24 protein-coding genes are annotated in these 23,766 nt (G+C 71.7%); 14 read left to right on the top strand and 10 right to left on the bottom strand.

Going from position 1 to position 23,766, the window contains the following annotated elements; genetic code table 11:
• Window positions 1-10 precede the first annotated feature (10 nt).
• From ACZ4UV_RS04875 to ACZ4UV_RS04850, 6 genes are all read left to right on the top strand, one after another.
• The gene (locus ACZ4UV_RS04875; protein ID WP_351490565.1) at window positions 11-1,312 is read left to right on the top strand and encodes a hemolysin family protein; all 1,302 of its coding nucleotides are present in this window, start codon (window positions 11-13) and stop codon (window positions 1,310-1,312) included.
• The gene (locus ACZ4UV_RS04870; RefSeq protein ID WP_351490562.1) at window positions 1,309-1,668 is read left to right on the top strand and encodes an MmcQ/YjbR family DNA-binding protein; all 360 of its coding nucleotides are present in this window, start codon (window positions 1,309-1,311) and stop codon (window positions 1,666-1,668) included. The genes ACZ4UV_RS04875 and ACZ4UV_RS04870 overlap by 4 nt, the downstream gene beginning before the upstream one ends.
• Window positions 1,669-1,784: 116 nt before the next feature.
• Window positions 1,785-2,135, top strand: coding sequence for a cytidine deaminase (locus ACZ4UV_RS04865; protein ID WP_451022892.1), 351 nt, complete (start codon window positions 1,785-1,787; stop codon window positions 2,133-2,135).
• A 455-nt stretch (window positions 2,136-2,590) separates the two neighbouring features.
• The gene (locus ACZ4UV_RS04860) at window positions 2,591-3,058 is read left to right on the top strand and encodes a hypothetical protein (RefSeq protein ID WP_388911285.1); all 468 of its coding nucleotides are present in this window, start codon (window positions 2,591-2,593) and stop codon (window positions 3,056-3,058) included.
• Between the two features lie 154 nt (window positions 3,059-3,212).
• Complete coding sequence (locus ACZ4UV_RS04855; RefSeq protein WP_451021533.1) at window positions 3,213-4,547, top strand: WxL domain-containing protein; 1,335 nt, start codon at window positions 3,213-3,215, stop codon at window positions 4,545-4,547.
• A gap of 84 nt (window positions 4,548-4,631) precedes the next feature.
• On the top strand, window positions 4,632-5,696 hold the full coding sequence (locus tag ACZ4UV_RS04850) for a DUF7507 domain-containing protein (RefSeq protein ID WP_451021534.1): 1,065 nt from the start codon (window positions 4,632-4,634) through the stop codon (window positions 5,694-5,696).
• Here ACZ4UV_RS04850 and ACZ4UV_RS04845 read toward each other — a convergent pair.
• Both ACZ4UV_RS04845 and ACZ4UV_RS04840 read right to left on the bottom strand, forming a co-directional pair.
• Window positions 5,590-5,928: a P-II family nitrogen regulator gene (locus ACZ4UV_RS04845; protein WP_093503192.1), complete on the bottom strand. Its 339-nt coding sequence runs from the start codon at window positions 5,926-5,928 to the stop codon at window positions 5,590-5,592. The two genes, ACZ4UV_RS04850 and ACZ4UV_RS04845, sit on opposite strands and share 107 nt — an antisense overlap.
• Window positions 5,925-7,235 carry an ammonium transporter gene (locus ACZ4UV_RS04840; RefSeq protein ID WP_467835830.1) on the bottom strand — a complete coding sequence of 437 codons (1,311 nt, stop codon included), beginning with the start codon at window positions 7,233-7,235 and terminating at the stop codon, window positions 5,925-5,927. Before ACZ4UV_RS04840 ends, ACZ4UV_RS04845 begins: the two co-directional genes overlap by 4 nt.
• 143 nt (window positions 7,236-7,378) lie before the next feature.
• On the opposite strand from ACZ4UV_RS04840, the gene era reads away from it, so the two are divergent.
• Window positions 7,379-8,347 carry a GTPase Era gene (era, locus tag ACZ4UV_RS04835; protein WP_451021537.1) on the top strand — a complete coding sequence of 323 codons (969 nt, stop codon included), beginning with the start codon at window positions 7,379-7,381 and terminating at the stop codon, window positions 8,345-8,347.
• 103 nt (window positions 8,348-8,450) lie between these two features.
• On the opposite strand, the gene ACZ4UV_RS04830 is transcribed toward era, so the two are convergent.
• From ACZ4UV_RS04830 to ACZ4UV_RS04820, 3 genes are all read right to left on the bottom strand, one after another.
• A complete protein-coding gene (locus ACZ4UV_RS04830) occupies window positions 8,451-8,942 on the bottom strand; it encodes a hypothetical protein (protein WP_467835828.1) in 492 nt (163 codons plus the stop codon).
• Window positions 8,943-8,957: 15 nt separating this feature from the next.
• The gene (locus tag ACZ4UV_RS04825) at window positions 8,958-9,164 is read right to left on the bottom strand and encodes a hypothetical protein (protein WP_451021539.1); all 207 of its coding nucleotides are present in this window, start codon (window positions 9,162-9,164) and stop codon (window positions 8,958-8,960) included.
• A gap of 93 nt (window positions 9,165-9,257) precedes the next feature.
• Entirely contained in the window at window positions 9,258-10,106 is an 849-nt protein-coding gene (locus tag ACZ4UV_RS04820; RefSeq protein WP_451021540.1) for a helix-turn-helix transcriptional regulator, read from the bottom strand.
• A gap of 122 nt (window positions 10,107-10,228) precedes the next feature.
• Here ACZ4UV_RS04820 and ACZ4UV_RS04815 point away from each other — a divergent pair, with 122 nt between their 5' ends.
• Complete coding sequence (locus ACZ4UV_RS04815) at window positions 10,229-11,086, top strand: NAD-dependent epimerase/dehydratase family protein (protein WP_467835826.1); 858 nt, start codon at window positions 10,229-10,231, stop codon at window positions 11,084-11,086.
• Window positions 11,087-11,093: 7 nt separating this feature from the next.
• Here ACZ4UV_RS04815 and ACZ4UV_RS04810 read toward each other — a convergent pair whose 3' ends face one another.
• Genes ACZ4UV_RS04810 through ACZ4UV_RS04795 form a run of 4 tightly spaced genes read right to left on the bottom strand, consistent with a single transcriptional unit; the run spans window position 11,094 to window position 15,157 of the window.
• Window positions 11,094-12,350: an MFS transporter gene (locus tag ACZ4UV_RS04810; RefSeq protein ID WP_390040223.1), complete on the bottom strand. Its 1,257-nt coding sequence runs from the start codon at window positions 12,348-12,350 to the stop codon at window positions 11,094-11,096.
• Window positions 12,347-13,693, bottom strand: coding sequence for a GH1 family beta-glucosidase (locus ACZ4UV_RS04805; protein WP_467835824.1), 1,347 nt, complete (start codon window positions 13,691-13,693; stop codon window positions 12,347-12,349). The genes ACZ4UV_RS04810 and ACZ4UV_RS04805 overlap by 4 nt, the downstream gene beginning before the upstream one ends.
• 59 nt (window positions 13,694-13,752) lie before the next feature.
• Window positions 13,753-14,019, bottom strand: coding sequence for a protealysin inhibitor emfourin (locus tag ACZ4UV_RS04800; protein WP_351490539.1), 267 nt, complete (start codon window positions 14,017-14,019; stop codon window positions 13,753-13,755).
• 52 nt (window positions 14,020-14,071) lie between these two features.
• The gene (locus ACZ4UV_RS04795; protein ID WP_467835823.1) at window positions 14,072-15,157 is read right to left on the bottom strand and encodes a M4 family metallopeptidase; all 1,086 of its coding nucleotides are present in this window, start codon (window positions 15,155-15,157) and stop codon (window positions 14,072-14,074) included.
• A 320-nt stretch (window positions 15,158-15,477) separates the two neighbouring features.
• On the opposite strand from ACZ4UV_RS04795, the gene leuA reads away from it, so the two are divergent.
• The 5 genes from leuA to ACZ4UV_RS04770 all read left to right on the top strand — a co-directional run bounded on the left by leuA (window position 15,478) and on the right by ACZ4UV_RS04770 (window position 21,120).
• Window positions 15,478-17,199, top strand: a complete 1,722-nt coding sequence (leuA, locus tag ACZ4UV_RS04790; RefSeq protein WP_451019935.1) for a 2-isopropylmalate synthase — start codon at window positions 15,478-15,480, stop codon at window positions 17,197-17,199.
• Window positions 17,200-17,384: 185 nt separating this feature from the next.
• Window positions 17,385-18,080, top strand: coding sequence for a TerB family tellurite resistance protein (locus ACZ4UV_RS04785; RefSeq protein WP_390040231.1), 696 nt, complete (start codon window positions 17,385-17,387; stop codon window positions 18,078-18,080).
• 243 nt (window positions 18,081-18,323) lie between these two features.
• Complete coding sequence (locus ACZ4UV_RS04780; RefSeq protein ID WP_451019940.1) at window positions 18,324-19,499, top strand: sialidase family protein; 1,176 nt, start codon at window positions 18,324-18,326, stop codon at window positions 19,497-19,499.
• 71 nt (window positions 19,500-19,570) lie between these two features.
• Window positions 19,571-20,104, top strand: a complete 534-nt coding sequence (locus ACZ4UV_RS04775; RefSeq protein WP_351490529.1) for a SigE family RNA polymerase sigma factor — start codon at window positions 19,571-19,573, stop codon at window positions 20,102-20,104.
• On the top strand, window positions 20,101-21,120 hold the full coding sequence (locus ACZ4UV_RS04770) for a hypothetical protein (protein ID WP_467835819.1): 1,020 nt from the start codon (window positions 20,101-20,103) through the stop codon (window positions 21,118-21,120). The genes ACZ4UV_RS04775 and ACZ4UV_RS04770 overlap by 4 nt, the downstream gene beginning before the upstream one ends.
• A gap of 8 nt (window positions 21,121-21,128) precedes the next feature.
• Here ACZ4UV_RS04770 and ACZ4UV_RS04765 read toward each other — a convergent pair whose 3' ends face one another.
• Complete coding sequence (locus ACZ4UV_RS04765) at window positions 21,129-21,737, bottom strand: TetR/AcrR family transcriptional regulator (RefSeq protein WP_451019937.1); 609 nt, start codon at window positions 21,735-21,737, stop codon at window positions 21,129-21,131.
• 424 nt (window positions 21,738-22,161) lie between these two features.
• On the opposite strand from ACZ4UV_RS04765, the gene ACZ4UV_RS04760 reads away from it, so the two are divergent.
• Entirely contained in the window at window positions 22,162-23,766 is a 1,605-nt protein-coding gene (locus ACZ4UV_RS04760; protein ID WP_467835817.1) for an ABC transporter substrate-binding protein, read from the top strand.

The raw sequence follows: 23,766 nt of genomic DNA, 5'->3' as shown, positions 1-23,766 counted from the left end.
TCGTCGTCGTATGAGTCCGCAGATCGTCCTCGGTGCGGTCGCGCTGGTCGTCGTCGCCTGGCTGGCCGCCTGCGCCGAGGCCGGTATCGCCCGCGTCTCCAGTTTCCGGGCCGAGGAGGCGGTGAAGTCCGGGCGGCGCGGCAGCGCCAGGCTCGCCGAACTCGCCGCCGACCCCACCCGCTACCTCAACGTCGCGCTGCTGGTCCGCGTCGCCTGCGAGATGGCCGCCGCGGCCCTGGTCACCTACGAGTGCCTCCAGGAGATCCCGGCCACCTGGCAGGCGCTGCTCGCCGCGATCGGCGTGATGGTGCTCGTGTCGTACGTCGCCGTCGGCGTCTCCCCGCGCACCATCGGCCGCCAGCACCCGCTGAACACGGCGACGGCCGCCGCGTACGTGCTGCTGCCGCTGGCCCGCATCATGGGCCCGATCCCGTATCTCCTCATCCTCATCGGCAACGCCCTCACCCCCGGCAAGGGCTTCCGGCGCGGCCCGTTCGCCTCCGAGGCCGAACTGCGGGCGCTGGTCGACCTCGCCGAGAAGGACTCGCTGATCGAGGACGAGGAGCGCCGCATGGTGCACTCGGTCTTCGAACTGGGTGACACGCTCGTCCGGGAGGTCATGGTCCCGCGCACCGACCTCGTCGTCATCGAGCGGTACAAGACGATCCGCCAGGCCCTGACGCTGGCGTTGCGCTCGGGCTTCTCGCGCATTCCCGTCACCGGGGAGAGCGAGGACGACATCGTCGGGATCGTGTATCTGAAGGACCTGGTCCGCAAGACGCACATCAGCCGCGACGCCGAGTCCGACCTGGTCTCCACCGCGATGCGGCCCGCGTTCTTCGTGCCCGACACCAAGAACGCCGGTGACCTGCTGCGCGAGATGCAGAAGGAACGCAACCACGTCGCCGTCGTCATCGACGAGTACGGCGGCACGGCCGGGATCGTCACCATCGAGGACATCCTGGAGGAGATCGTCGGCGAGATCACCGACGAGTACGACCGGGAGATCCCGCCGGTCGTCGACCTCGGCGACGACCGCCACCGGGTCACCGCCCGCCTCGACATCACCGACCTCGGGGAGCTGTACGGCCTCGAGGAGTACGACGACGAGGACGTGGAGACCGTGGGCGGCCTGCTCGCGAAGGCCCTCGGCAGGGTGCCGATCGCCGGTGCCTCCGCCCAGGTCGAACTCCCCGACGGCCGCAGGCTGGCCCTCACCGCGGAGTCGGCCGCCGGCCGGCGCAACAAGATCGTGACGGTGCTGGTGGAGCCGGTACCGGTGCCCGACGCCTCGGAGGACGACCCCGAGTGACCCCGGACCAGCTCCGCGCCTTCTGCCTCTCCTTCAACGCGGCCGAGGAGGACTTCCCCTTCAACCCGGACATCTCGGTCTTCAAGGTGCTCGGCAAGATGTTCGCGCTGAGCTGGATCGACGCGAAGCCGCTCAAGGTCAACCTCAAGTGCGACCCCGAGGACGCGGTACGGCTCCGCGACGAGCACGAGGGGCTGATCGCGCCGGGGTACCACATGAACAAGCGGCACTGGAACACCGTGACCCTCGACGGCGGCCTCCCCGACCGGCTCGTGAAAGAGCTGATCGAGGACTCGTACGACCTCGTCGTCGCCGGCCTGCCGAGGGCGGAGCGGCTGCGGCTGGACCGGTCGTAGCCACGGTCGCCGGCGGCCGTGCCCGTACGGAGTCAGATCGTCCGGCACCTCGGCTGACTCCGTCCGGCGGCGGGGGAGGAGCGGGTGCCGGTCAGGGTTGTTCGTATGCTCGGGGCATGACCGACAGCAACGCGCTTGGCGCCGAGGACCGCAAGATCGTCACCCTGGCCCGCTCGGCCCGGGCCCGCAACGGGGTGCCCGAGGGGGCGGCCGTACGGGACTCGACGGGCCGTACGTATGTGGCGGGGACCGTGGAGCTGGCCTCGCTGAAGCTGAGTGCGCTGCGGACGGCGGTGGCGATGGCGGTGGCGTCGGGGGCGGAGTCGCTGGAGGCGGCGGCGGTGGTTTCGGGGGCGGAGGGGGTGCCGGCGGAGGACCTGGCCGCGGTACGGGATCTTGGGGGGCCGGGGACGCCGGTGCTGCTGGCGGGGGCGGACGGGGAGGTTCGGCTCACTGTCCCTGCCTAGTCCTTTTCCCACCCGCCCACCCGACTCGCTCCGTTGAGACGCGAGGACTTGTCTGACTCCGTCGGGGGAGGGGCGGGGTTGGTTGACCGGGGGTGGCTGGGGTGTGCGGGCGGGTGCGGCGCCGTCGTGGTTGCTCGCGCAGTTCCCCGCGCCCCCTGAGGGGCGCTGTGCTGGTCCCACCTGAAGGGGCGCCGGGGGTACCCCCGGCCGAAGGCTGGGGGAGGAACTGCGCGGCCGGCCCCCACGCGCCCGCAGTCGCCAACGCACCGGCCGCCACTCCCCCTCCGCGCAGTCGGCCAAATTTCAACCTTGTCGGTGTGTGTCGCTCGCGTATCAATGGGACCGTAAGTTCCGACGGACCGTCAGATTCGGCCCCGCGGTGTGTCCGCACCCACCCGGACCGGGGTCACCGTCCCACATGGCATTCCCACGTAACGGGAAGGGAACCGATCCCCATGAAACGCATAGCCACCGGTGCGGCACTCGCGGCGGGGGGCCTCGCCGTCACGGCGCTGGCCTTCGCGCCCTCGGCCGCCGCCGTCACCCCGACCACCGCCACCGTCACCGCCAGCTGCGGCATCTTCGGCGGCGGCACGGCCACCCTCACCGCGACCCAGAGCGGCACGAGCGCCACCCTCACGCTCACCTCCAGTGCGATCACCACCCCGCTCGCCCTGTCGGCGAACTCCATCGCCTCCACGCTGACCATGGCCAACTCGACCGGCGCCAACCGGGTCTTCAGCGGCACCGTGAACCCGGCCATGGCCGCCGGCTCCCCGGTCACCGTCGGCCCGCTCCCGGGCACCGTGGCCTCCGGTGACAGCCTCGACTTCTACAAGGGCTCGCTGAAGATGGTCATCTTCGGTGTCACCGTCACGTGTACGTCCAGCGCAGCCCAGTCCCCCGGCCCGTTCGTCTTCTGAGCCGAGTGACGGGTTCCTTCCGGATGCCGCAGAAGCTGATGAACCGTCAGGTTTCTGCGGCATCTCCATTGACTTCTCACGCGGCCTCCACATCAATGGCCCCCTGTCGGCGCAGAGGAGCCGCTGCGCCCGCAACCCTCAGGAGGGGGCTTCCATGGGTTCACCCCCAAGATCACGAAGATCCCGACGGTGGCGCTGGATCTCACTGTTCGGGGCGACCGCGCTCGCGGTCACGGCGGGCGGTGCGCTGGCCTGTCCGGCCGGTGCCGCCGGGACGAACGTCGACTTCGCCACGCACTGCATCCCGCCCGCCGTCGCGGGCCTCCCGCCGATCGACGGCACCACCACCGCCAACGTCTCGGTGGACAACACCGCCCCGAAGGTCGGCGACACGGTCACCGTGACCTACACCGTGGTCACGCCCGCCGCCAACAACCCCACCGCGCTCGCCCTGCCGGCCGACATCATGACGCCGACGGGGAAGGTGACGCTGGGCGGCGCGCAGACCGGGGACGTGACGGTGACCGGGCCGAAGAAGAACGATCCGGTGCCGGGGTACGGGACCTTCCCGTCGTTCTCCATGACGGGGACGTTCACCGTGACCTCGCCGGGCGCCATCACCCTCTCGCCCGGCGACTACAACATCCACACCAGCTACATCCTGGAGCTGGACACCCCGTGCACGGTCACCAACCCGCCCGCCCCGGTGTCGGAGACCGTCACGGCGACCTCGACCACCCCGGTCAACACCCGTGCCATCAGCCTGGACAAGGCCTCCGGGAACCCCGGTGACAGCGTGACCGTCAGCGGGAAGAACTTCACGCCGGGGGCCACCGTGACGCTGGCCGGGCGGTCCGGGAGCAGCCAGACCGCCGACACCGCCACGGCGACCGCGGGCTCCGACGGTTCCTTCAGCGCCCCCATCGTCGTCAACGACAAGACGACGACCGGGATCGTGGCGTACGAGGGGAGCGCGTGGAGCGACGACCTGGGGGCCGGACCGGCCGCCTACACCGTCAACGACACCACGCCCGTGCCGCCCGGCAGCCAGAAGCTGACCACCACCGTCAAGGCGGGGACGCTGTCCATGTCCCAGGCCGGGGACTCCGTCGCGCTGTCGGCGGTCGACTTCGGGCAGGGCGGGGCGTCCACGGGCAGCCTGCAGACCGTCACCGTCAAGGACTTCCGTGGCGGGCCGGCCGGCTGGTCGCTCACCGGCAAGGTCACCGACTTCACCGGTCCCGGCGCCAAGATCGACGCCGGGAAGCTGAGCTGGACGCCGGCCTGCGCGACCAAGGCGGGCAGCCCCAGCACCTGTGCGGCCGGTTCGGCGGGCACCGTCGGCAGTACCGGGGCGACCCTCGCCTCGACGCCGGACGGCACGCTCACGGGCGGTGAGTTCACGGTCGACGCCGGACTCTCCCTGGACGTCCCGGCGTTCACGCCGCCGGGGTCGTACTCCGGAGTCCTGACCCTGACGCTCACCTGAGCCAACTCCCCTGTGGCGACCGGGCTTTCCAGTGACGAAGGCCCGGTCGCCACCCGACCCGCTTCCGACCGGGGGTCCGCACCCATGCGTCGCGTCAAGCCGTATGTCCTCCTCCTGAGCCTGATCCTCGGCGTCCTCTGCACGGCGGGTCCCGCGCGCGCCGCCGACAACGGAAGCTGGTCCGTCTATCCGGTCGCCTCGAAGATCTCGGCGCGGCCGTACTTCTACCTCTCCCTCGACCCCGGTCAGACGATCGCCGACAAGGTGGCCGTCGCCAACAAGACCGGCAAGCCGCTGACCTTCCGGCTGTACGCGGCCGACGCCTACAACACCGCGCGGGACGGCGGCTTCGCCGTCCGGACGGTGAAGGAGCGGATGCGGGGGGTGGGGGCCTGGGCGAAGCCCGGAAAGGCGCGGGTCACCGTGCCCCCGCACAGGACGGTCACCGTTCCGTTTACCCTGCACGTACCGAAGGGCGCCGAGCCCGGTGACCATCCCGGGGCGATCGTCGCGCTGGACGAGAAGGTCGATCCGGGGTCCGGGTCCCTGGCGCTCGGCGTGCAGCGGGCGGTCGGCGCCCGGGTCTACCTGCGGGTCAGCGGGCCGACGCTCCCGGCCCTCGCCGTCGAGAACGTGCACATCGCCCATCACCAGCCGCTCGTGCCCGGCCTCGGTGCCAGCACGGCGACGATCTCCTACACCCTGCACAACACCGGGAACGTGACCCTGGACCCGAAGGTGCGGCTCCGTGCCGAGGGCCTGTTCGGCCGCACGCTGCTCAGCCGCGACCTCACCGGGGTGCCCTCCGAACTGCTGCCGGGGGAGCGGGTCGCGCTCACCGCGCGCTGGCGGGGCGCACCCCAGCTCGACTGGGGGAAGGTGACGCTGACGGCCAGCGCGACCGGCACCAGGGAGTCGGCGAGCGCGTCGTTCCTCGCCCTGCCGTGGCTGGTCCTGGCGGTGGTGTTCGCCGCCGGCGTGGCGGGCGGCGCGCTGTTCGCCCGCACCCGCCGGGGCCGCGGGAACCCGTTCGCCGGGTTGTTCAGAGGGCGTCGGGGCCGCGCTCGCCCGTCCGCACCCGTACGACCGTCTCCACCGGCAGTGCCCACACCTTCCCGTCCCCGATCTTCCCCGTCTGCGCGGCCTTGACGATCGCCTCGATCGCCGGCTCGGCGTCGGCGTCCTCGACGACGACCTCGATGCGGACCTTGGGGACCAGGTCGACGCGGTACTCGGCGCCCCGGTAGACCTCGGTGTGGCCGTGCTGCCTGCCGTACCCGCTGGCCTCGGTCACGGTCAGGCCGTGCACGCCGAGCTCCTGGAGCGCGGTCTTCACCGCGTCGAGGCGGTAGGGCTTCACGATCGCGGTGATGAGCTTCATGGCTGGCTCTTGACCTTCTGGGCGGTGGGGACGACGGAGTGGGCGACCGGGGCGCCGTGGCCCAGGACCCCGTGATCGTAAGCGGTCTCGGCGTGCACCGTAAGGTCCAGGCCGGTGTGCTCCTGGTCCTCGGCCGCCCGGAAGCCCATCGTCTTGTCGAGCAGCTTGCCGATGCCGTACGTCACGGCGAACGCGTAGGCGGCGACGGCCACGACGGCCACCGCCTGCTTGCCGAGCTGGGCGAGCCCGCCGCCGTAGAAGAGGCCCTCGGCGGAGCCGGTCATGGCCTTCTCGGCGAACAGGCCGATCAGGAGGGTGCCGATGATTCCGCCGACCAGGTGAACGCCGACGACGTCGAGGGAGTCGTCGTAGTCGAGCCTGAACTTCCAGCTCACGGCGTACGAGCAGACCACGCCCGCGGCGAGGCCGACGACCAGCGAGCCGAGCAGCGAGACCGAGCCGCAGGACGGGGTGATGGCGACCAGGCCGGCGACGGCGCCGGAGGCCGCGCCCAGGGTGGTGGGGTGGCCGTCCCGCTTCTGCTCGACGAAGAGCCAGCCGAGCAGGCCGGTGCAGCCGGCGGCGAGGGTGTTGAGGAAGACGGCGGCGGCCAGGCCGTTCGCGCCCATCGCCGAGCCCGCGTTGAAGCCGAACCAGCCGAACCAGAGCAGACCCGCGCCGAGGATCACCATCGGGAGGTTGTGCGGCCGCATGGCGTCCTTCTTGAAGCCGAGCCGGGGGCCGAGGACCAGGCAGAGGGCGAGGCCGGAGGCGCCGGAGGTGATCTCGACGGGCAGGCCGCCGGCGAAGTCGAGGGCGCCGAGGCGGTGCGCGATCCAGCCGCCGGGGCCCCACACCCAGTGCGCGACCGGAACGTATACGAGCAGCGCCCAGACGGGGACGAACACCAGCCACGCGCCGAATTTCGCCCGGTCCGCGATCGCCCCGCTGATCAGCGCGGCCGTGACGATCGCGAAGGTGAGCTGGAAGGTGGCGAAGAGGAGGGTGGGGACGGTGCCCTGGACACTGTCCGGTCCGAGGCCGCTCATGCCCGCGTGGGCGAGGTCGCCGAGGAGCCCGGCCCCGAGGTCGTCCCCGAAGGCGAGCGAGTAGCCGCCCGCCAGCCACACCACCGTCACCAGGGCGATCGACACGAAGCTCATCATCAGCATGTTGAGGACGCTCTTCGTGCGGACCATGCCGCCGTAGAACAGGGCCAGGCCCGGGGTCATCAGCAGGACCAGGGCGGTGGCGGCGAGCAGCCAGGCGGTGTCACCGGTGTCGGCGTGCGCGGCGGAGAGGAACACGGGCGTCTCCAACGTGGGTCGGGGCTCGTCAGAGGGTCACCGGTCCCGGTTTCCGGTTGCGTACGGCTGTGTTTCCGTGACGTTTCGTTGCGTCGGGGTTACCGAAATCTCACGGTGCGGCGGGGCCTCGTGGATCAGGGAGAATGGGGGCCATGAGCGTTCGCAGCCAGTCAACCGAGCCGTCGGAATCGTCGGAGGCCGTCCACCGGGCGGGCTTCGCCTGTTTCGTGGGCCGCCCCAACGCGGGCAAGTCCACCCTCACGAACGCTCTGGTCGGGCAGAAGGTGGCGATCACCGCGAACCAGCCGCAGACGACGCGGCACACGGTACGCGGCATCGTGCACCGGGAGGACGCCCAGCTGATCCTGGTCGACACCCCGGGACTGCACAAGCCGCGCACCCTGCTCGGCGAGCGGCTCAACGACGTGGTCCGCACCACCTGGGCCGAGGTCGACGTGATCGGCTTCTGTCTCCCGGCGAACGAGAAGATCGGCCCCGGTGACCGTTTCATCGCCAAGGAGCTCGCCGGGATCCGCAAGACCCCGAAGATCGCGATCGTCACCAAGACCGACCTCGTCGACTCCAAGACGCTCGCCGAGCAGCTGATCGCGATCGACCAGCTCGGCAAGGAGCTGGGCTTCGAGTGGGCCCAGATCGTCCCGGTGTCGGCGGTCGGCGACAAGCAGGTGAAGCTGCTGGCCGACCTTCTCGTCCCGCTCCTCCCCGAGGGCCCGGCGCTCTACCCCGAGGGCGACCTCACCGACGAGCCCGAGCAGGTCATGATCGCCGAGCTGATCCGCGAGGCGGCCCTGGAGGGCGTCCGCGACGAGCTGCCGCACTCCATCGCCGTCGTCGTCGAGGAGATGCTCCCGCGCGAGGACCGCCCCGCCGACAAGCCCCTCCTGGACATCCACGCCAACCTTTTCATCGAGCGCCCCAGCCAGAAGGGCATCGTCATCGGCCCCAAGGGCAAGCGCCTGAAGGAGGTCGGCATCAAGAGCCGCAGGCAGATCGAGGCCCTCCTCGGCACGCCCGTCTTCCTCGACCTGCACGTGAAGGTGGCGAAGGACTGGCAGCGGGACCCGAAGCAGCTGCGGCGGCTGGGGTTCTAGGGGCGCTCCCGTCTCCCCGGGCGGCGCTCCCCAGGGGGTACCGCCGCTTCGCCGCTTCCCACATGTCCTCGCCGCTCACGTGCGCCGCATCCCGGATCGTCGCTCAGTCGTCCCAAGGGGTGCGCAGCGGCTTGCGGCGCCAGCGGTCGGGGAGCTGTGTGTGGTCCTTCGCCGGCCGGACCCAGGGGCGCAGGGACCCCTCCGGGTCGGGGACGCTCGCCGCGTCGAAGCGGGCGTCCAGCGCGGCCAGCAGCGTGCCGAGGGCCCCTTCACGCGCCGCCGCGGGCAGGGCGTCCATCACCTCGTCCAGGCTGTCCCGGGAGTCGAGGTCGTTGCCGTAGGCGCTGATCGGATAGAAGTCGTCGCCGCCCGGCCGCCCGGTCTCCATCCTTCCCACCAGGCGCTCCCAGGACGCGAAGCGGTCCGCGACCGAGTACACGGGCCGCGTGATCCGCTCCCGCAGATGCGGCGCGACCCGTGCCCGCTCCACCTCCAGCTGCCGCGCGTCGACACCCGCGACCGCCTCCAGCACCGGCCGCGGCAGCACCTCCCACACGGCCCTGCTCTCCGGAGCGCCCCAGAACACGTCACCCACGGTCCACTTGCTCCTTTACTCCTTCAGCTGCTTCAGGAAGTACTCGTAGCCGTCGTCCGGCTGCATGAACGTGCCCTTGTCGCCCTCGCGGATCAGCATCGTCCCGGTGGCATCGTCCCACCAGGCGAAGCGGAGGACGCCCGACGGGGTGCTGCGCATCCGCAGCCCCGGGGAGCCGGTCATCATGTCCTCCAGGTGCTCCGGCACGTCCAGGTCGTCCACGCCCGGGATGCCCCGCTTCTTGATGTCGCCGTGCGCCGCGATCCTGTCCGCGATCAGCGGGAGGTTGCCGGCCTGGCTCGCGTACCCGGTGGATCAAGTGCGGCTCGGGGTCATGTCCTGCAGCCCCACCACGCGCAGCAGTTGCAGGCGTTCGTACGACTCCGTGCCCGGGCGGGCCGTGTGGATGACGAGTTGCTGGTGGGTGCCGGTGTTGACGAGGATCTCGCAGTCCAGTTCCAGCAGACCGACCGTGGGGTGCAGGAAGCGCTTGGTGGTCGCGCGGCGTACCGCCACCTCGTGTTCGGCCCAGAGCCGGGCGAACTCCTCGCTGCCGGCCATGAGTTCGGCGACGAGGGCGGTGGGGACCGGGTCGGCGGGGCGGGCCGCGGCCACCGCGCGGAGGTTCGCCACGTGTTCGCGGGCCCGCAGCGGGCGGTCCTCGGGCGGGCAGAGCAGGCGGGCCGCAGGGTCCAGGAAGAAGCAGCGGACCAGGTTGCGGTCCCCGGCCGGCCGGTCCAGCAGGTCGCCGCTCAGCGCCCGCGACAGGGCGTTCTGGGCCAGGACCTCGCCGCAGTCGGTCGTCACCAGCGCCGGGGTGTCGTGCAGCCGGTCCAGGACCAGCAGCAGCCCCGGGCCGACGTGGGTGCCGGTCGCCTCCCGGCGCGGGGGTTCCTCGCCGGCCAGGTGGAACAGGTGGTCCCGTTCGTCCGCCGTCAGGCGCAGCGCGCGGGCCAGCGCCGTCAGCATCTGGCGGGACGGGCGCGGGCCCCGGGACTGTTCGAGGCGCGTGTAGTAGTCGGCGGACATGCCGGCCAGCGACGCCACCTCCTCGCGCCGCAGCCCCGGGGTGCGCCGCCGGGCGCCGGGAGGCAGGCCCACGTCGGCGGGGTCCAGACGGGCGCGGGCGTGGCGCAGGAAGTCGGCGAGCTCGGGGCGGTCCATGCCTCCAGGGTCGCCGGGGGCGTCCGGGTTATCCAGGGACTGCCGGTCCCCTGATCGTGAGGTCTCTCCCGGTCGCCGAGGGCCGGGGCGAGGGTGGTGGGACCAGAGCGAAGGAGAAGGTCATGATCACTCTCGTCACCGGTACGACCGGGCAGGTCGGGCGGCGGTTCGTGCCGCGGCTGATCACGCAGGCCCAGGGGGACGAGCGGATACGGGTGCTGGTGCGGGACGCGGCCCGTGCGGAGCCGTTCGCCGCGCTGGGCGCCGAGGTCGTCGTCGGCGACCTGCGGGACGAGGAGGCGCTCGGCAAGGCCGCCGCCGGGGCCGACGCCGTCGTGAACGTCGCCGCCGCCTTCCGCGGGGTGCCGGACGAGGAGGCCTGGGCCGTCAACCGGGACGCGGCCGTCGCGCTCGGGCGAGCCGCCGCGGCCGCCGGGGTACGGCGGTTCGTGCAGGTCAGCACCAACAACGTGTACGGCACCGGACGCGGCCGCCCGCTCACCGAGGACGACGAGAGCCGGCCCGGCGGCGAGATGTGGGGCGCCTACCCCGAGTCCAAGATCGCCGCCGAGCGGGAGCTGCTCGCACTCGGCGCAGACATGGAGGTGCGCATCGGGCGGCTGCCCTTCGTCTACGGCGAAGGTGACCCGCACCTCGTCAACGTCATGGCCTGGGCCGCGAACTGGGCACCCGCCCAGCGTCTCCAGATGGCCCACCACGCGGACGTCGCCCAGGGCCTGCTGCGCCTCCTGTACGCCCCGGCGGTGAACGGCCCGGTCTACAACATCGCCGACGACGCCCCCGTCACGGCCGTCGAGCTGTACCGGCTCAACGGCATCGAGGTGCCCGAGGACATGCACACCCACAGCGACCGCGACCCGTGGCACGGGATCGTCTCCAACCAGAAGATCCGCCGCGACCTCGGCTTCCGGCCCATCTACCCCAGCGTCTGGACCGCACGGGACGCCGGCGCCCTGTAGGAGAGGGCTAGTCGACCCCTCTGATCCGCCCCACCAGCCACGCTCCCGCCAGCCCGATCACCGCCGCCACCAGGTACAGGACGCGGTAGCCGCCGAGGTAGGTGACGATCGGTGCGGCGAGGGCGGGGGCCGCGACCTGGGGCAGGGCGTTGGCGACGTTGATGACGCCGAGGTCCTTGCCGCGGTCGAGCGCCTTCGGCAGGACGTCGGTCATCAGCGCGAAGTCCACGGAGGTGAACACCCCGAAGCCGATGCCCAGCACCGACGCGGCCACGAGCGCCCCGGGCCAGGTCTGCCACACCGACAGCAGCGCCGTCGCCACCGCCATCAGCATCCCGGACCAGATCACGAACGGCTTGCGGCGGCCCACCCGGTCCGACCAGACCCCGCCGACCACGACCGTCGCCATCAGCGTCAGCCCGTTGACGGCGGTCAGGATCAGCACGCCCTGGTCGGGGTCGGAGTAGTGGAGGCGGTCGCGGAGGTAGTAGAGGAGGTACAGCAGCACCAGCGCGTTGCTGAGGTTGATCAGGAAGCGGGTCAGCCACGCCCAGCCCAGGTCCGGATACCGGCGCGGGCTCAGCCAGAAGCCCGCCAGGAAGCCCCGCCAGGACCACCCCGGGCGGTCCTCCGGCGCCAGCCGCAGGTCCGGATGGCGCAGCACGTACGGCAGGACGCCCAGCGTCGTGAACACCGCGCACGCCACGTAGCCGGCCCCGACGCCCCCGGCGGCCGTCGCGAGCCCGGTGCCGCCGACCACGCCGAGGATCTGCGCGGCCCCCAGCCAGCCGCCCACCGAGCCCCGCTGGAGCCGCGGCACCCGGTCCGGGACCGCCGCCGTGACCGCCGCGAAGGCCGCGTTCAGGGTGAGCTGGACCAGGCCCCAGCCCAGCATCATCGTCCCCATGCCGCCGGCGCCCGCGAGCAGCAGCAGGGACAGCGCCCCACCCGCCGTGCCGGCGACGATCCACGGCGTACGGCGGCCCCAGCGGGACGTCGTACGGTCCGACAGCGCGCCGAAGACCGGGTTCGCGGCCAGCGACACCACCGCGCCGACGCCGGTCACCCACGCCAGCATCGTCTCCTTCGACATGCCGGAGCCGGGTGCGAAGTCCTTGGCCTGGGAGGCGAGCAGGATCTGCAGCGGGCCGTACCAGCCCACCCAGATCGCCCCGTTGGCCAGCGAGAGCGCCGACGTCCAGCCCCGGCCGACCCGCTCGACCGGCTCCGCCAGCGCGGCGGCGGGTTCCCGGAGCGTCGTCATCTCTGCGCCCGCAGCAGGTCCCGGTACCAGGCGTACGACGACTTCGGGGTGCGCGCCTGGGTCGCGTAGTCGACGTGGACCAGGCCGAAGCGGCGCGCGTACCCCTCGGCCCACTCGAAGTTGTCGAGGAGCGACCAGACGAAGTAGCCGCGCACGTCGACGCCGGCCTCGACCGCCCTGTGCAGCGCCCGGACGTGGCCGTCCAGGTAGGCGATGCGGTCCTGGTCGTCGACGCCCTCGTAGGAGCAGCCGTTCTCGGTGATGACGACGGGCGGGAGGCGGTCGCCGTAGCGCTCGCGGAAGCCGGTGAGGAGTTCGGTGAGGCCCTCCGGGACGACCGGCCAGCCGAAGTCGGTCACCGGGACGTCCTCGATGTCCTGTACGGAGAAGGGAAGTTCGGCGGGGAGGGTGAGCCCGCCGAACTCGATCTCGGTGCCCTGCGGGGCGCCCACCCTGGTCGGGGCGTAGTAGTTGACGCCGTACCAGTCGAGCGGCTCGGCGATCACCTTCAGGTCGGCGGCGACGTCGCCGGGCATCAGGTCGCCCATGCCGTCCGGGTACTCGCCGAGCAGGACCGGCTCGGCGAACAGGCGGTTGAGGAGGAGGTCGTAGAAGGCGGCCGCCTCCAGGTCCGGCTGCTCCTGGGAGGCCGGCCAGGTCGGGCCGTGGGAGTTGGCGATGCCGATGTCGGCAGCACCGGCCGCGCGCAGCGCCCGTACGGCCAGGCCGTGGGCGAGCAGCTGGTGGTGGGCGACCGGGAGCGCGTCGAACATCAGCTGCTTGCCGGGGGCGTGGGCGCCCAGGGCGTACCCGAACAGGGTCTGCTCGGCGGGCTCGTTGAGGGTGATCCACTTCTTGACCCGGTCGCCTAGCCGGTCGGCGACGGCGGAGACGTGGTCGGCGAAGTGCGCCGCCGTGTCCCGGTCCAGCCAGCCGCCCTTCTCCTGCAGGGCCACCGGCAGGTCCCAGTGGAAGAGGGTCGGGACCGGGCGGATGCCGGCCGCGCACAGCTCGTCCACCAGGCGGTCGTAGAAGTCCAGGCCGCCCGCCGAGCGGACCCGCGGCCAGGAGATCGAGAAGCGGTACGCGTCCACGCCGAGGCCGGCCAGGAGCGCCACGTCCTCGCGGTGGCGGTGGTAGTGGTCGCAGGCCACCGCCGCCGTGGAGCCGTCCTTGATCCGGCCCGGCTCCGCCTCGAACACGTCCCACACGGACGGCTCCCGCAGGTCGGCCGCGCCCTCGATCTGATGCGCCGAGGTCGAGACGCCCCAGAGGAAGCCGTCGGGGAACCGAGGGAAGGGGTGCAGCGGATGGACCGCGTCTGTCGCCATGGCCGGGATCATCCTTACCCCCGGTAACGTAAGTCAACGCCCGCGCGTGAACTACCCGTTACCGGGCCCGGTCACGCCCCTTCCTTCAAGACCCGTGAGATCAGTTCGCGTTGGTCCTCGGACAGCCGCGGGTCGGCCGCGTACACCGTCCGTCCGTCCACGGTGATCTCGTACGCGAACCCGTCCGGCACGCCGGGCGGTGGCGTGCCCCGGCCGGCCGCGAGCGCGCGCTCGGCCAGGGCCTGCCACTCAGGGGCGTCGGGCCGGGCCGAGGTGTCCACCTCGGCCCGGCGCTCGATGCCCGCGAACCCGCCCGTGCGCCTCACCTGAATACGCATGGGTCCCTGTGTAGTACGGATCCGGGCGGTGTGCACCCCCGCCCCCGCACGGTCAGGAGGCCTGCACCCCCACCTGGGACCAGGCCTTGAGGGCCGCCTCGCTCTCCTCGCCCGTCTGGTAGCGCGCCTTGGCCGCGGCGACCGTGAGCTTCGCGAAGTCCGTGAACGTGGCGTCCGACGGCAGTTCGCCGCCGGTGAGGACGTCGTACCAGATCTGTCCGGCCCGCTCCCAGGCGTTGCCGCCGAGGGCGGTGGCGAGCAGGTAGAAGGCGTGGTTGGGGATGCCGGAGTTGATGTGTACACCGCCGTTGTCCCGGCTGGTCTTCACGTAGTGCTGCATGGTCGCCGGCTGCGGGTCCTTGCCGAGGCGCGGGTCGTCGTACGCCGTGCCCGGGGCCTTCATCGAGCGCAGCGCCACGCCGTGCACGCCCGGGGCGAGCAGGCCCTCGCCGATCAGCCAGTCGGCCTGGTCGGCGCTCTGGCCGAGGGAGTACTGCTTGATGAGGGACCCGAAGACGTCGGAGACCGACTCGTTCAGGGCGCCGGACTGGCCGTAGTACTCCAGGTTCGCGGTGTACTGGGTGACGCCGTGCGTGAGTTCGTGGCCGATGACGTCGACGGAGGTGGTGAAGTCGACGAAGATCTCGCCGTCGCCGTCGCCGAACACCATCTGGTCGCCGTTCCAGAAGGCGTTGTCGTAGTTGACGTCGTAGTGGACGCTCGCGTTCAGCGGCAGCCCGTTGCCGTCGATGGAGTTCCGCTCGTACGCCTTCAGGTACAGCTCGAAGGTGGCGCCGAGGCCGGCGTAGGCGCGGTTGACGGTGGCGTCCTGACCGGGCTCGGTCCCCTCCGCGCGGACCTCGGTGCCGGGGAGGTCGGTGCGGTGCTCGGCGTCGTAGATCGTGCGGTGCGGAGCGGTGTCGGGCGCCGCCGGGGCGGCGACGGCGGCGAGGGTGCGGACCGCGGTGACCCGGCGGCGGACGCGGGCCGCGGAGTCGTGCTGCAGGGTGCGCAGCGCCGCGTCGGAGAGTGCCTGGTCCTCGTGCTGGGCGAGGTGGTCGAGGATATGCGGCGGCACGATCCCGCAGAAGACGGGCGTGCGGCGGATGACGGGCTCAGAGCCCCCGTTGGTCGTCATGCACCGCACCTTCGCATTGAGTCACTCGACTGTCACTACCTGCAACCGTGATTGGTGAAATACCGTGACAATTGGCCACTCTCCGTGAGGGGGAGTGGTATGGCGCACGTTTTGTCCTGTTTCTCCTCACGGTCCCGCATACTGATACGGCGCCCCGCGTCCGAAGGGGCTCGGCTAGCATGCGGAGCATCATGCGTTTCGGGCTGCTTCTTCTTAGCTGCCGCGGCGAGGGCCTGTAGTCCAGGTCGACTCCCTCCCCGCGGAGCTTCGCGTTGCGTCGTCGGCCGTCCTTCCGGACACCCACTAGGAGCCCCGCAATCATGGCCAACCGCCAGCAGCCCAGCACCATGCCGATCCACAAGTACGGTCGCTACGAGCAGGTGGACATCCCGGACCGCACCTGGCCCGGGAAGCGGATCACCGAAGCCCCCCGCTGGCTCTCCACCGACCTGCGCGACGGCAACCAGGCCCTGATCGACCCGATGTCGCCCGAGCGCAAGCGCCGGATGTTCGACCAGCTGGTCAAGATGGGCTACAAGGAGATCGAGGTCGGCTTCCCCGCCTCCGGCCAGACCGACTTCGACTTCGTGCGCTCGATCATCGAGGAAGAGGGTGCGATCCCCGACGACGTGACGATCTCCGTACTGACCCAGGCCCGCGAGGACCTGATCGAGCGGACCGTCGAGTCGCTGAAGGGCGCCAGGCGGGCCACCGTCCACCTGTACAACGCCACCGCCCCGGTCTTCCGCCGGGTCGTCTTCCGCGGCTCCAAGGACGACATCAAGCAGATCGCCGTCGACGGCACCCGCCTGGTCATGGAGTACGCCGAGAAGCTGCTGGGCCCCGAGACCGAGTTCGGCTACCAGTACTCGCCGGAGATCTTCACCGACACCGAGCTGGACTTCGCGCTGGAGGTCTGCGAGGCGGTGATGGACGTCTACCAGCCCGGCCCGGGCCGCGAGATCATCCTCAACCTGCCCGCCACGGTGGAGCGTTCGACGCCGTCCACGCACGCGGACCGCTTCGAGTGGATGCACCGCAACCTGTCGCGCCGCGAGCACGTCGTGCTCTCCGTCCACCCGCACAACGACCGCGGTACGGCCGTCGCCGCCGCCGAGCTGGCGCTGATGGCCGGCGCCGACCGCGTCGAGGGCTGCCTGTTCGGGCAGGGCGAGCGCACCGGCAACGTCGACCTGGTCACCCTGGGCATGAACCTGTTCTCGCAGGGCGTCGACCCGCAGATCGACTTCTCCGACATCGACGAGATCCGTCGCGTGTGGGAGTACTGCAACCAGATGGAGGTCCACCCGCGCCACCCGTACGTGGGCGACCTGGTCTACACGTCCTTCTCCGGCTCCCACCAGGACGCCATCAAGAAGGGCTTCGACGCCATGGAGGCCGACGCGGCCGCCAAGGGCGTCACCGTCGACGACATCGAGTGGGCGGTGCCGTACCTGCCGATCGACCCGAAGGACGTCGGCCGCTCCTACGAGGCGGTCATCCGGGTCAACTCGCAGTCCGGCAAGGGCGGTATCGCCTACGTCCTGAAGAACGACCACAAGCTGGACCTGCCGCGCCGGATGCAGATCGAGTTCTCCAAGCTCATCCAGGCCAAGACGGACGCCGAGGGCGGCGAGGTCACCGGCGCCGACATCTGGGCGGTCTTCCAGGACGAGTACCTGCCGAACCCGGAGAACCCCTGGGGCCGCATCCAGGTGCGGACGGGCCAGTCGACGACGGACACGGACGGCGTGGACACCCTCACCGTCGAGGCCACCGTCGACGGCGTGGACACCGTGCTGACCGGCTCCGGCAACGGACCGATCTCCGCGTTCTTCGACGCGCTGCAGGGTCTGGGCGTCGACGTACGCCTCCTGGACTACCAGGAGCACACGATGAGCGAGGGTGCCTCCGCGCAGGCCGCCTCCTACATCGAATGCGCGATCGACGGCAAGATCCTGTGGGGTATCGGCATCGACGCGAACACGACGCGTGCGTCGCTGAAGGCGGTCGTCTCCGCCGTCAACCGCGCGACGCGATAACCTCTCTGACCGGCGGTTTCGAGGCCCTGATCAGCTCTCGTGGCGATCAGGGCCCCGTCGTTTCCCGGCCATCCCGCCGGGCAGGTCACGGACTGGTCTCGTACGGGGTACTGACTCAGGCTCCTCCATGTGGCTAACATCACGCCAGCGGTGGCGATGTTGCCACGGCGTTACGGAGGTGCGACGTGCTGCCAGTACGGGGACGAGACTGCCGAACCGCCAGGCCTGCCCGCATTCTGGGCACCCGCACCGCCTGGACACCCGTCGGCGACGGGGAGTTCTTCTGCCCCGGCTGCGGCGGTGACCGCAACTACCAGCGGCTGACCGGCCGTCGCCGCTTCACCCTGCTCGGCGTGCCCGTGCTGCCGCGCGGCACCACCGGGCCGGTCGTGGAGTGCGCCGCCTGCCGCCACCACTACGGCACCGACGTCCTCGACCACCCCACCACCTCCCGCTTCTCGGCGATGCTCCGCGACGCGGTGCACACCGTCGCCCTGGCCGTCCTGGCGGCCGGCGGCACCTGTGCCCGTACGGCCCTGGAGGCGGCGGCGGGCGCGGTCCGCGCCGCCGGTTTCGAGGAGGCCACGGAGGACCAGCTGAGCGCGCTGGTCGAGGCCCTCGTCGCCGACACCGGGCGGGTCTTCGAGCAGCCGTACCGCGCCAGCCTGGCGATAGAGCTGCACGAGGCCCTCGACCCGCTGGCCCCGCATCTCGCCCCCGCCGGACGGGAGGCGGTGCTCCTGCAGGGCGCCCGGATCGCGCTCGCCGACGGCCCCTACACCAACGCCGAACGCGAGGTACTCGGCACCGTCGGTGCGGCCCTGACCATCTGCGCCGACGACGTGAGCCGGCTGCTGGCGGCGGCGCGCATGCCGTCCTGAACCGTTCACCCGGGTGGCCGTACGGGGCCTGGCGGATCGTCACCGACCCCGCCTTTGCCCACCGTTGGCGCTCCCGGTACCGGTCGCCCTCGCGATTCACGACGTCAGCGCGGTGCGCGGGAGCTCGACATGACCCGCTCCGCGGTCTGACGGCACGCCAGACCGGCCGACCCGTTCGGTCGTTGTGGAGATGCGGTGAAGGCGGCCGGGAGCACCATGGGAAGAGTGAGTCATGTGTCTCCTGTGACCCGGGCGAGCCGGATCTCCCTCGCCGCCGCCCTGCTGGTCGGGGCGTTCACGGCCGAGCCCCGGGCCTGGGCGGCCGGCTGCGGGTCCTCCGTGCCGTACGTCTCCGGCGAGGGCGGCTACGCCCAGTTCCGCATCCCGGCCGTCGTCCGCTCCACGCACGGCACCCTGCTCGCGTTCGCCGAGGGCCGGCACACCACCACCGGGGACAGCGGTGACATCGACGTCGTACTGAGACGTTCCGGCGACGGCGGCTGCACCTGGGACCCGCTCCGGGTGGTGGCCCGCGGCGGCGGGAACACCCGCGGCAACCCGGCGCCGGTGGTGGACCCGAAGAGCGGCGAGGTCGTCCTGGTGACCTCGTACAACGACGGCTCGGTGAGCGAGGACCAGATCATGCGCGGCCGGGTCACCGAGGCGCAGAGCCGCCGGGTGTACGTGCAGCGCAGCGGCGACGACGGACGCCGCTTCACCCGCCCGCGCGAGATCACCGCCCAAGTGAAACCTTCCGGCTGGCGCTGGTACGCCACCGGCCCCGGGCACGCCGTCGCGCTCACCCGGGGACCGCACCGCGGGCGCCTGATCGTCGCCGCCGACCACTCCGCCGCCCCGCGCGCCGGCTCCGCCGACACCGGCCGGGAGGCCAGGTACTACGGCGGCCACGCGATCTACAGCGACGACGGCGGCCGCAGCTGGCACCTCGGCTTCGTCGACGACTCCTACACCGGCCACGACAACGCCAACGAGACCACGGCAGCCCAACTCCCCGACGGCCGCGTCTACTTCAGCGCCCGTGACCAGAACGGCTCCAGCCCCGGCAACCGCCTGGAGGCCTGGTCGAGCGACGGCGGCGAGACCCTGGACGCCCCCTACAGCGTCCAGCCGACGCTGTCCAAGGTCCCGGTGGTCGAGGGCTCCGTACTCCAGCTCCCGGGCCGCGACGGGCCGTTGCTCTTCTCCGCCCCCTCGGTCCCGACCGCCCGCAGGTCCATGGCCCTGTGGACCAGCACGGACCAGGGCGTCACCTTCGCCAGGTTCCGCACCCTGTCCGACCTGAAGGCCGCCTACTCCGACCTGGTAGAGGTGGACAAGGACACGGTGGGGGTGCTGTACGAGACGGGCACGAAGACGGCGTACGACACGATCGAGTTCCGCCGCATCGCGGCCCCCTGAGCGGGACCGCTTCTCCCGGCCGGGCAACCGAATCCACGGGTTAGGTGGTCTGGAGGGCGAGGGGGTGGCTGATGCAGGCCGAACTAGAGTCCCAGTTCCAGGAGTTCGTCAGAGCACGGTGGTCGCATCTGGTGCGGACCGCCTATCTGCTCACCGGTGACCCGCACCACGCGGAGGACCTGACGCAGACCGCGCTGGCGAAGGCCTACCGGTCCTGGCGGCGCGTCTCCCGGACCGACCATCCGGAGGCGTACGTCCGCCGCATGCTGGTCAGCTGCAACAGCGACCGGTTCCGCAAGCGCCGGGTCGCCGAGTCGCTGACCGACGCACCGCCGGAGCGCGCGGGGTACGACGACGCCGTGTCCCGGGCCGACGAGCGCGGCACGCTGCTCGCGGCCCTGGCCGGGCTGCCGCCGAGGCAGCGCGCGGTGGTGGTGCTGCGGTACTGGGAGGACCTGTCCGAGGGGGAGGTCGCCGAGGTGCTCGGCTGCTCCCAGGGCACGGTCAAGAGCCAGGCGTCCAAGGGCCTGGCGAAATTGCGTACGGTTCCGGGGCTCGCGCAGGCCATGAGCCACGCGGCGCCCGTGCAGGGAGGCAGCAGGTGAGCGGTCAGAAGCAGGGCGGGGCGCCCGAGCCGGAGTTCGAGGACCGGGTGCGGGTGCTGCTGGCGGGGGACGCGTCCCTGGTCCGGCCGTCACCGGTGCCGTACCCGGAGATCCGGCGCCGGGGCGTGCTGGAGCGGCGGCGGCGCCTGGCCGTGGGCGGGGCGGCGCTGGCGGCGCTGGCGGCGGTGCCGGTCGGCGCGTACGCGCTGGGCGGCGGCAGCACCACGACGAGCCCGGCCGGGCCCAGCCCCACCGTGCTGGCCAGCGAGAGCCCGGCCCCGACCCTGTCGCCCACCGCGACGGCCCCGGCACCGTCCGGGTCCCCGACGGGCCCCGCGGCACCTACGTCCCCCTCGGCCCCTTCGGCCTCGACACCGTCGGCCACCGCCACGGCGCCGGCGCGCCCGGTGTCCGCGGCGCACCAGCTGCTGGACGGGATCACCTTCGACCAGGCCGCCGCCGGACTCGGCAAGTGCCTCGACTACAACAAGGCGCAGCGCCAGGACCCGGCCTACACCGACCTCGGCAAGCCGGCCGACTACCGGATCATCCTGGCGATGCGGAGCACCGGGGACTCCAACGCCCCCGGCGACGGCTACTTCGTGGTCGCGGTGCGGGAGAAGCCGGTGGCGGCCCGGCTCATCTGCAGCGTCAAGGACGGCGCGGCATCCGGCCTGAACACCAGCATCGGGGACCCCTTCGGCGACGCGGGGACACCCGTGGTCCCGGACATCAACAGCGGCAAGCTCTACCAGCAGTCGGTCATCGACAAGGGCAACTGGAAGCTGCCGTTCCGCTGGGGGATCATCGGCGGCTACCGCGCCTCGGTGGCCGCGATGACGGTCTCCTACGGCGACAGTGCGGGCGAGGTGGTCCTCGACCACGGCTGGTTCGTCGCCACCGGCACCCTGGCCAAGCAGGTCACCGCGGCCCCGCACCTGAAGGGCTACGACGCGGCGGGCAAGCTCGTCTACGACTCCGACCAGGACGCGTCGTACGAGAAGACGCTGCCCTAGCCGACGGCTCAGCCGGTGCCGACCCCGTGCAGCAGGTTGGCCACCAGCCGGTCGGCGAACTCCTCGGTGAGGGGTTCGTCGGGCAGCAGCAGGCGGTGGTAGCAGGCCCCCCAGAGCTGGTCGACCAGGATCTGGGGGTCGGCGTCGGCGCGCAGCTGCCCGCGGTCCTGGGCGCGCCGCATCGCCGCCACGGCCAGTTCGCGGCGCGGCCCGGAGTAGCGCTGGAGGAGGGCGGCGGACAGGTCGGGGTCGGTCTGCGCCTGGCCGATGAGCCCGCCGATGACCCGCCCGGCCGGTGTCCCGGTGAGCAGCCGGACGAACGCGCGGACCTGGGCCGTCAGGTCGGCTCCGATGTCGCCGGTGTCGGGGAAGGCGAGGACGGACTCGACGGCGTGGAAGTAGCCGTCGAGTGCGAGTGTGCCGCGCGAGGGCCACCACTTGTGCAGGGTCGTCTTGCTGACCCCGGCCTCCTGGGCGACCCGCTCGAAGGTGAAGGCCGCCATGCCGTCGCGCAGGAGCAGCGCCCCGGCGGCGGCGAGCACGTCCGCCCGCACCTCGTCCGCGGGCCGCCGCCCGCGCCCCCGCCGCACCGGCGTCCCTTCCGTCCGCTGCTCCACGTGCCGCCTCCCGACCGTGTTCCCGGCCGTGTTCCCGGCCGTGTCCGTCGAGCACTCACTGTGACATATGGACGCCGCGTCCACCATTCACCGTCTGCCGTCTGCCGTCTGCCGTCTGCCGTCTGCCGTCTGCCGTCTGCCGCATGTCGTCTGTCGGCTGCGGCGCCGTCGTGGCTGGTCGCGCGGTCCCTCCCCCAGCCTTCGGCCGGGGGTGCCCCCAGCGCCCCTTCGGGCGCGTCCGCCCCAGGTGGGTGTCAACTCCCGGGCTCCCGCGGGGTCGTGGGGTTCCGGGGCGGCGTCATTGGTCCCACCTCTGGCGGTTTACGCCATTCGCGCGCCTTGCCTTGACCGCCCCCGAACCCCCTCTTATGGTCGCGCTAACACCGGACGTCCGACGTCTCCTTTCCCCCACGCTGGAGGCACCGTGCGCGACGAGGCGACCCACGGCCGCAGGACGTTCCTGAAGCACGCCGGGGCCCTGGGCGCGGCCGCCTCGCTGACGACACTGACGGCGTGCGGCCCCAAGTCCACGATCGACCTCGGCGGCAGCGGCTCCGACCGTACCCTCACCGCCGTGATCGGCTACGGCAACGACGGCAGCTGGGACCCCACCCAGACCGCGTCCGCGTTCGCGATGGCCGCCAACAACCACATCTACGAGGGCCTGGCCGACACCGACCCGATCACCCGCGCCCCCTACCCGGCGTTGGCGACCCGGCTGCCCGCCGACGCGAACGCCACCACCTGGCGGTTCACCCTGCGCCAGGGCGCCACCTTCCACGACGGGAAACCGGTCACCGCCGACGACGTGGTCTTCGTCTTCGACCGGATCCTCGACCCGGGCACCCAGACCCTCGCCCAGGGCTTCTTCGCGAGCTGGCTGAAGGAGGCCCGGAAGATCGACACCCGAACCGTCGACCTGGTGCTGAGGTTCCCCTTCCCGGACGGCGTCGCCCGCCTCACCCTCGCCAAGATCATGCCGGCGCACGTGTTCTCCCGGCCCGGCGCCTGGGACGACGCGATCAAGGGACTGGCGGTCGGCTCCGGACCGTACCGGCAGACCGGGCACCACCCGAAGTCGAACACCACCTTCGCCGCGTACGACCGCTACAACGGCCCCCGCAGACCCGCCTTCCGGCAGATGAACTGGCTGACGATCGTCGACGCCGCCTCCCGCGTGGCGCGGATCTCCGGGGCCGACGCCGGCGCCCAGATCTCCGACAACATCCCCTACGCCAACATCCCCCGCCTCGAACAGGGCGGCCTGTCGGTCGGCGGCGGCGCCGGGATGAACAACGCGTTCCTGATGTTCAACACGCAGCACAGGCCCTTCGACGACGTCCGGGTCCGCCAGGCCCTGCACTACGCCATCGACAAGGCGAAGATCGTCGAGGTCGCCCTCAAGGGCCGCGGAAAACCGGCGAGTTCGTTCCTGAACGAGACCAACCCCGCCTACCGTCCGGCGAAGACGGTCTACGACCACGACCCCGACAGGGCCAAGGCGCTCCTGAGGGCCGCCGGAGTCAGCGGCCTGCGGGTGAACATCCTCGCGGCCAACGTGAGCTGGCTCGTCGACTGCCTGCCCACCATCAAGTCGTCCTGGGACGCGATCGGCGTCGCCACGACCCTGTCCCCGCAGGAGACCACGGCCGTGTTCACCAAGATGGACCAGAAACAGGACTACCAGGTCGTCGCCGCCGTCTCGAACCCCAACCAGTTCGGCCTCGACGCCGACCTGATCATGCACTACAACTACGGCCCCCGGAACCTGTGGATGGGCTACGCCCGCTGGGCCGACAACGCTGTCGCGAAGCAGCTCTTCAAGGACATGGACGCGGCCACCCGCGAACCGGACCCGGACAAGAAGAGGACGATGATCCAGGAGTACATCGACGTCGTCGCCGAACAGGCCGTCCTCTACCCGGTAGTCCACAACGAGCTGATCACCGCCTGGGACCCGCGCAGGCTCACCGGCATAAGGGCCCAGCCCTACCCGGGCATCAACGTCCTCACCGCCAAGTGGGCCTGA

This window comes from Streptomyces sp. NPDC028289 (assembly GCF_055565975.1).
This window is presented reverse-complemented; position numbering and strand designations above follow the sequence as displayed.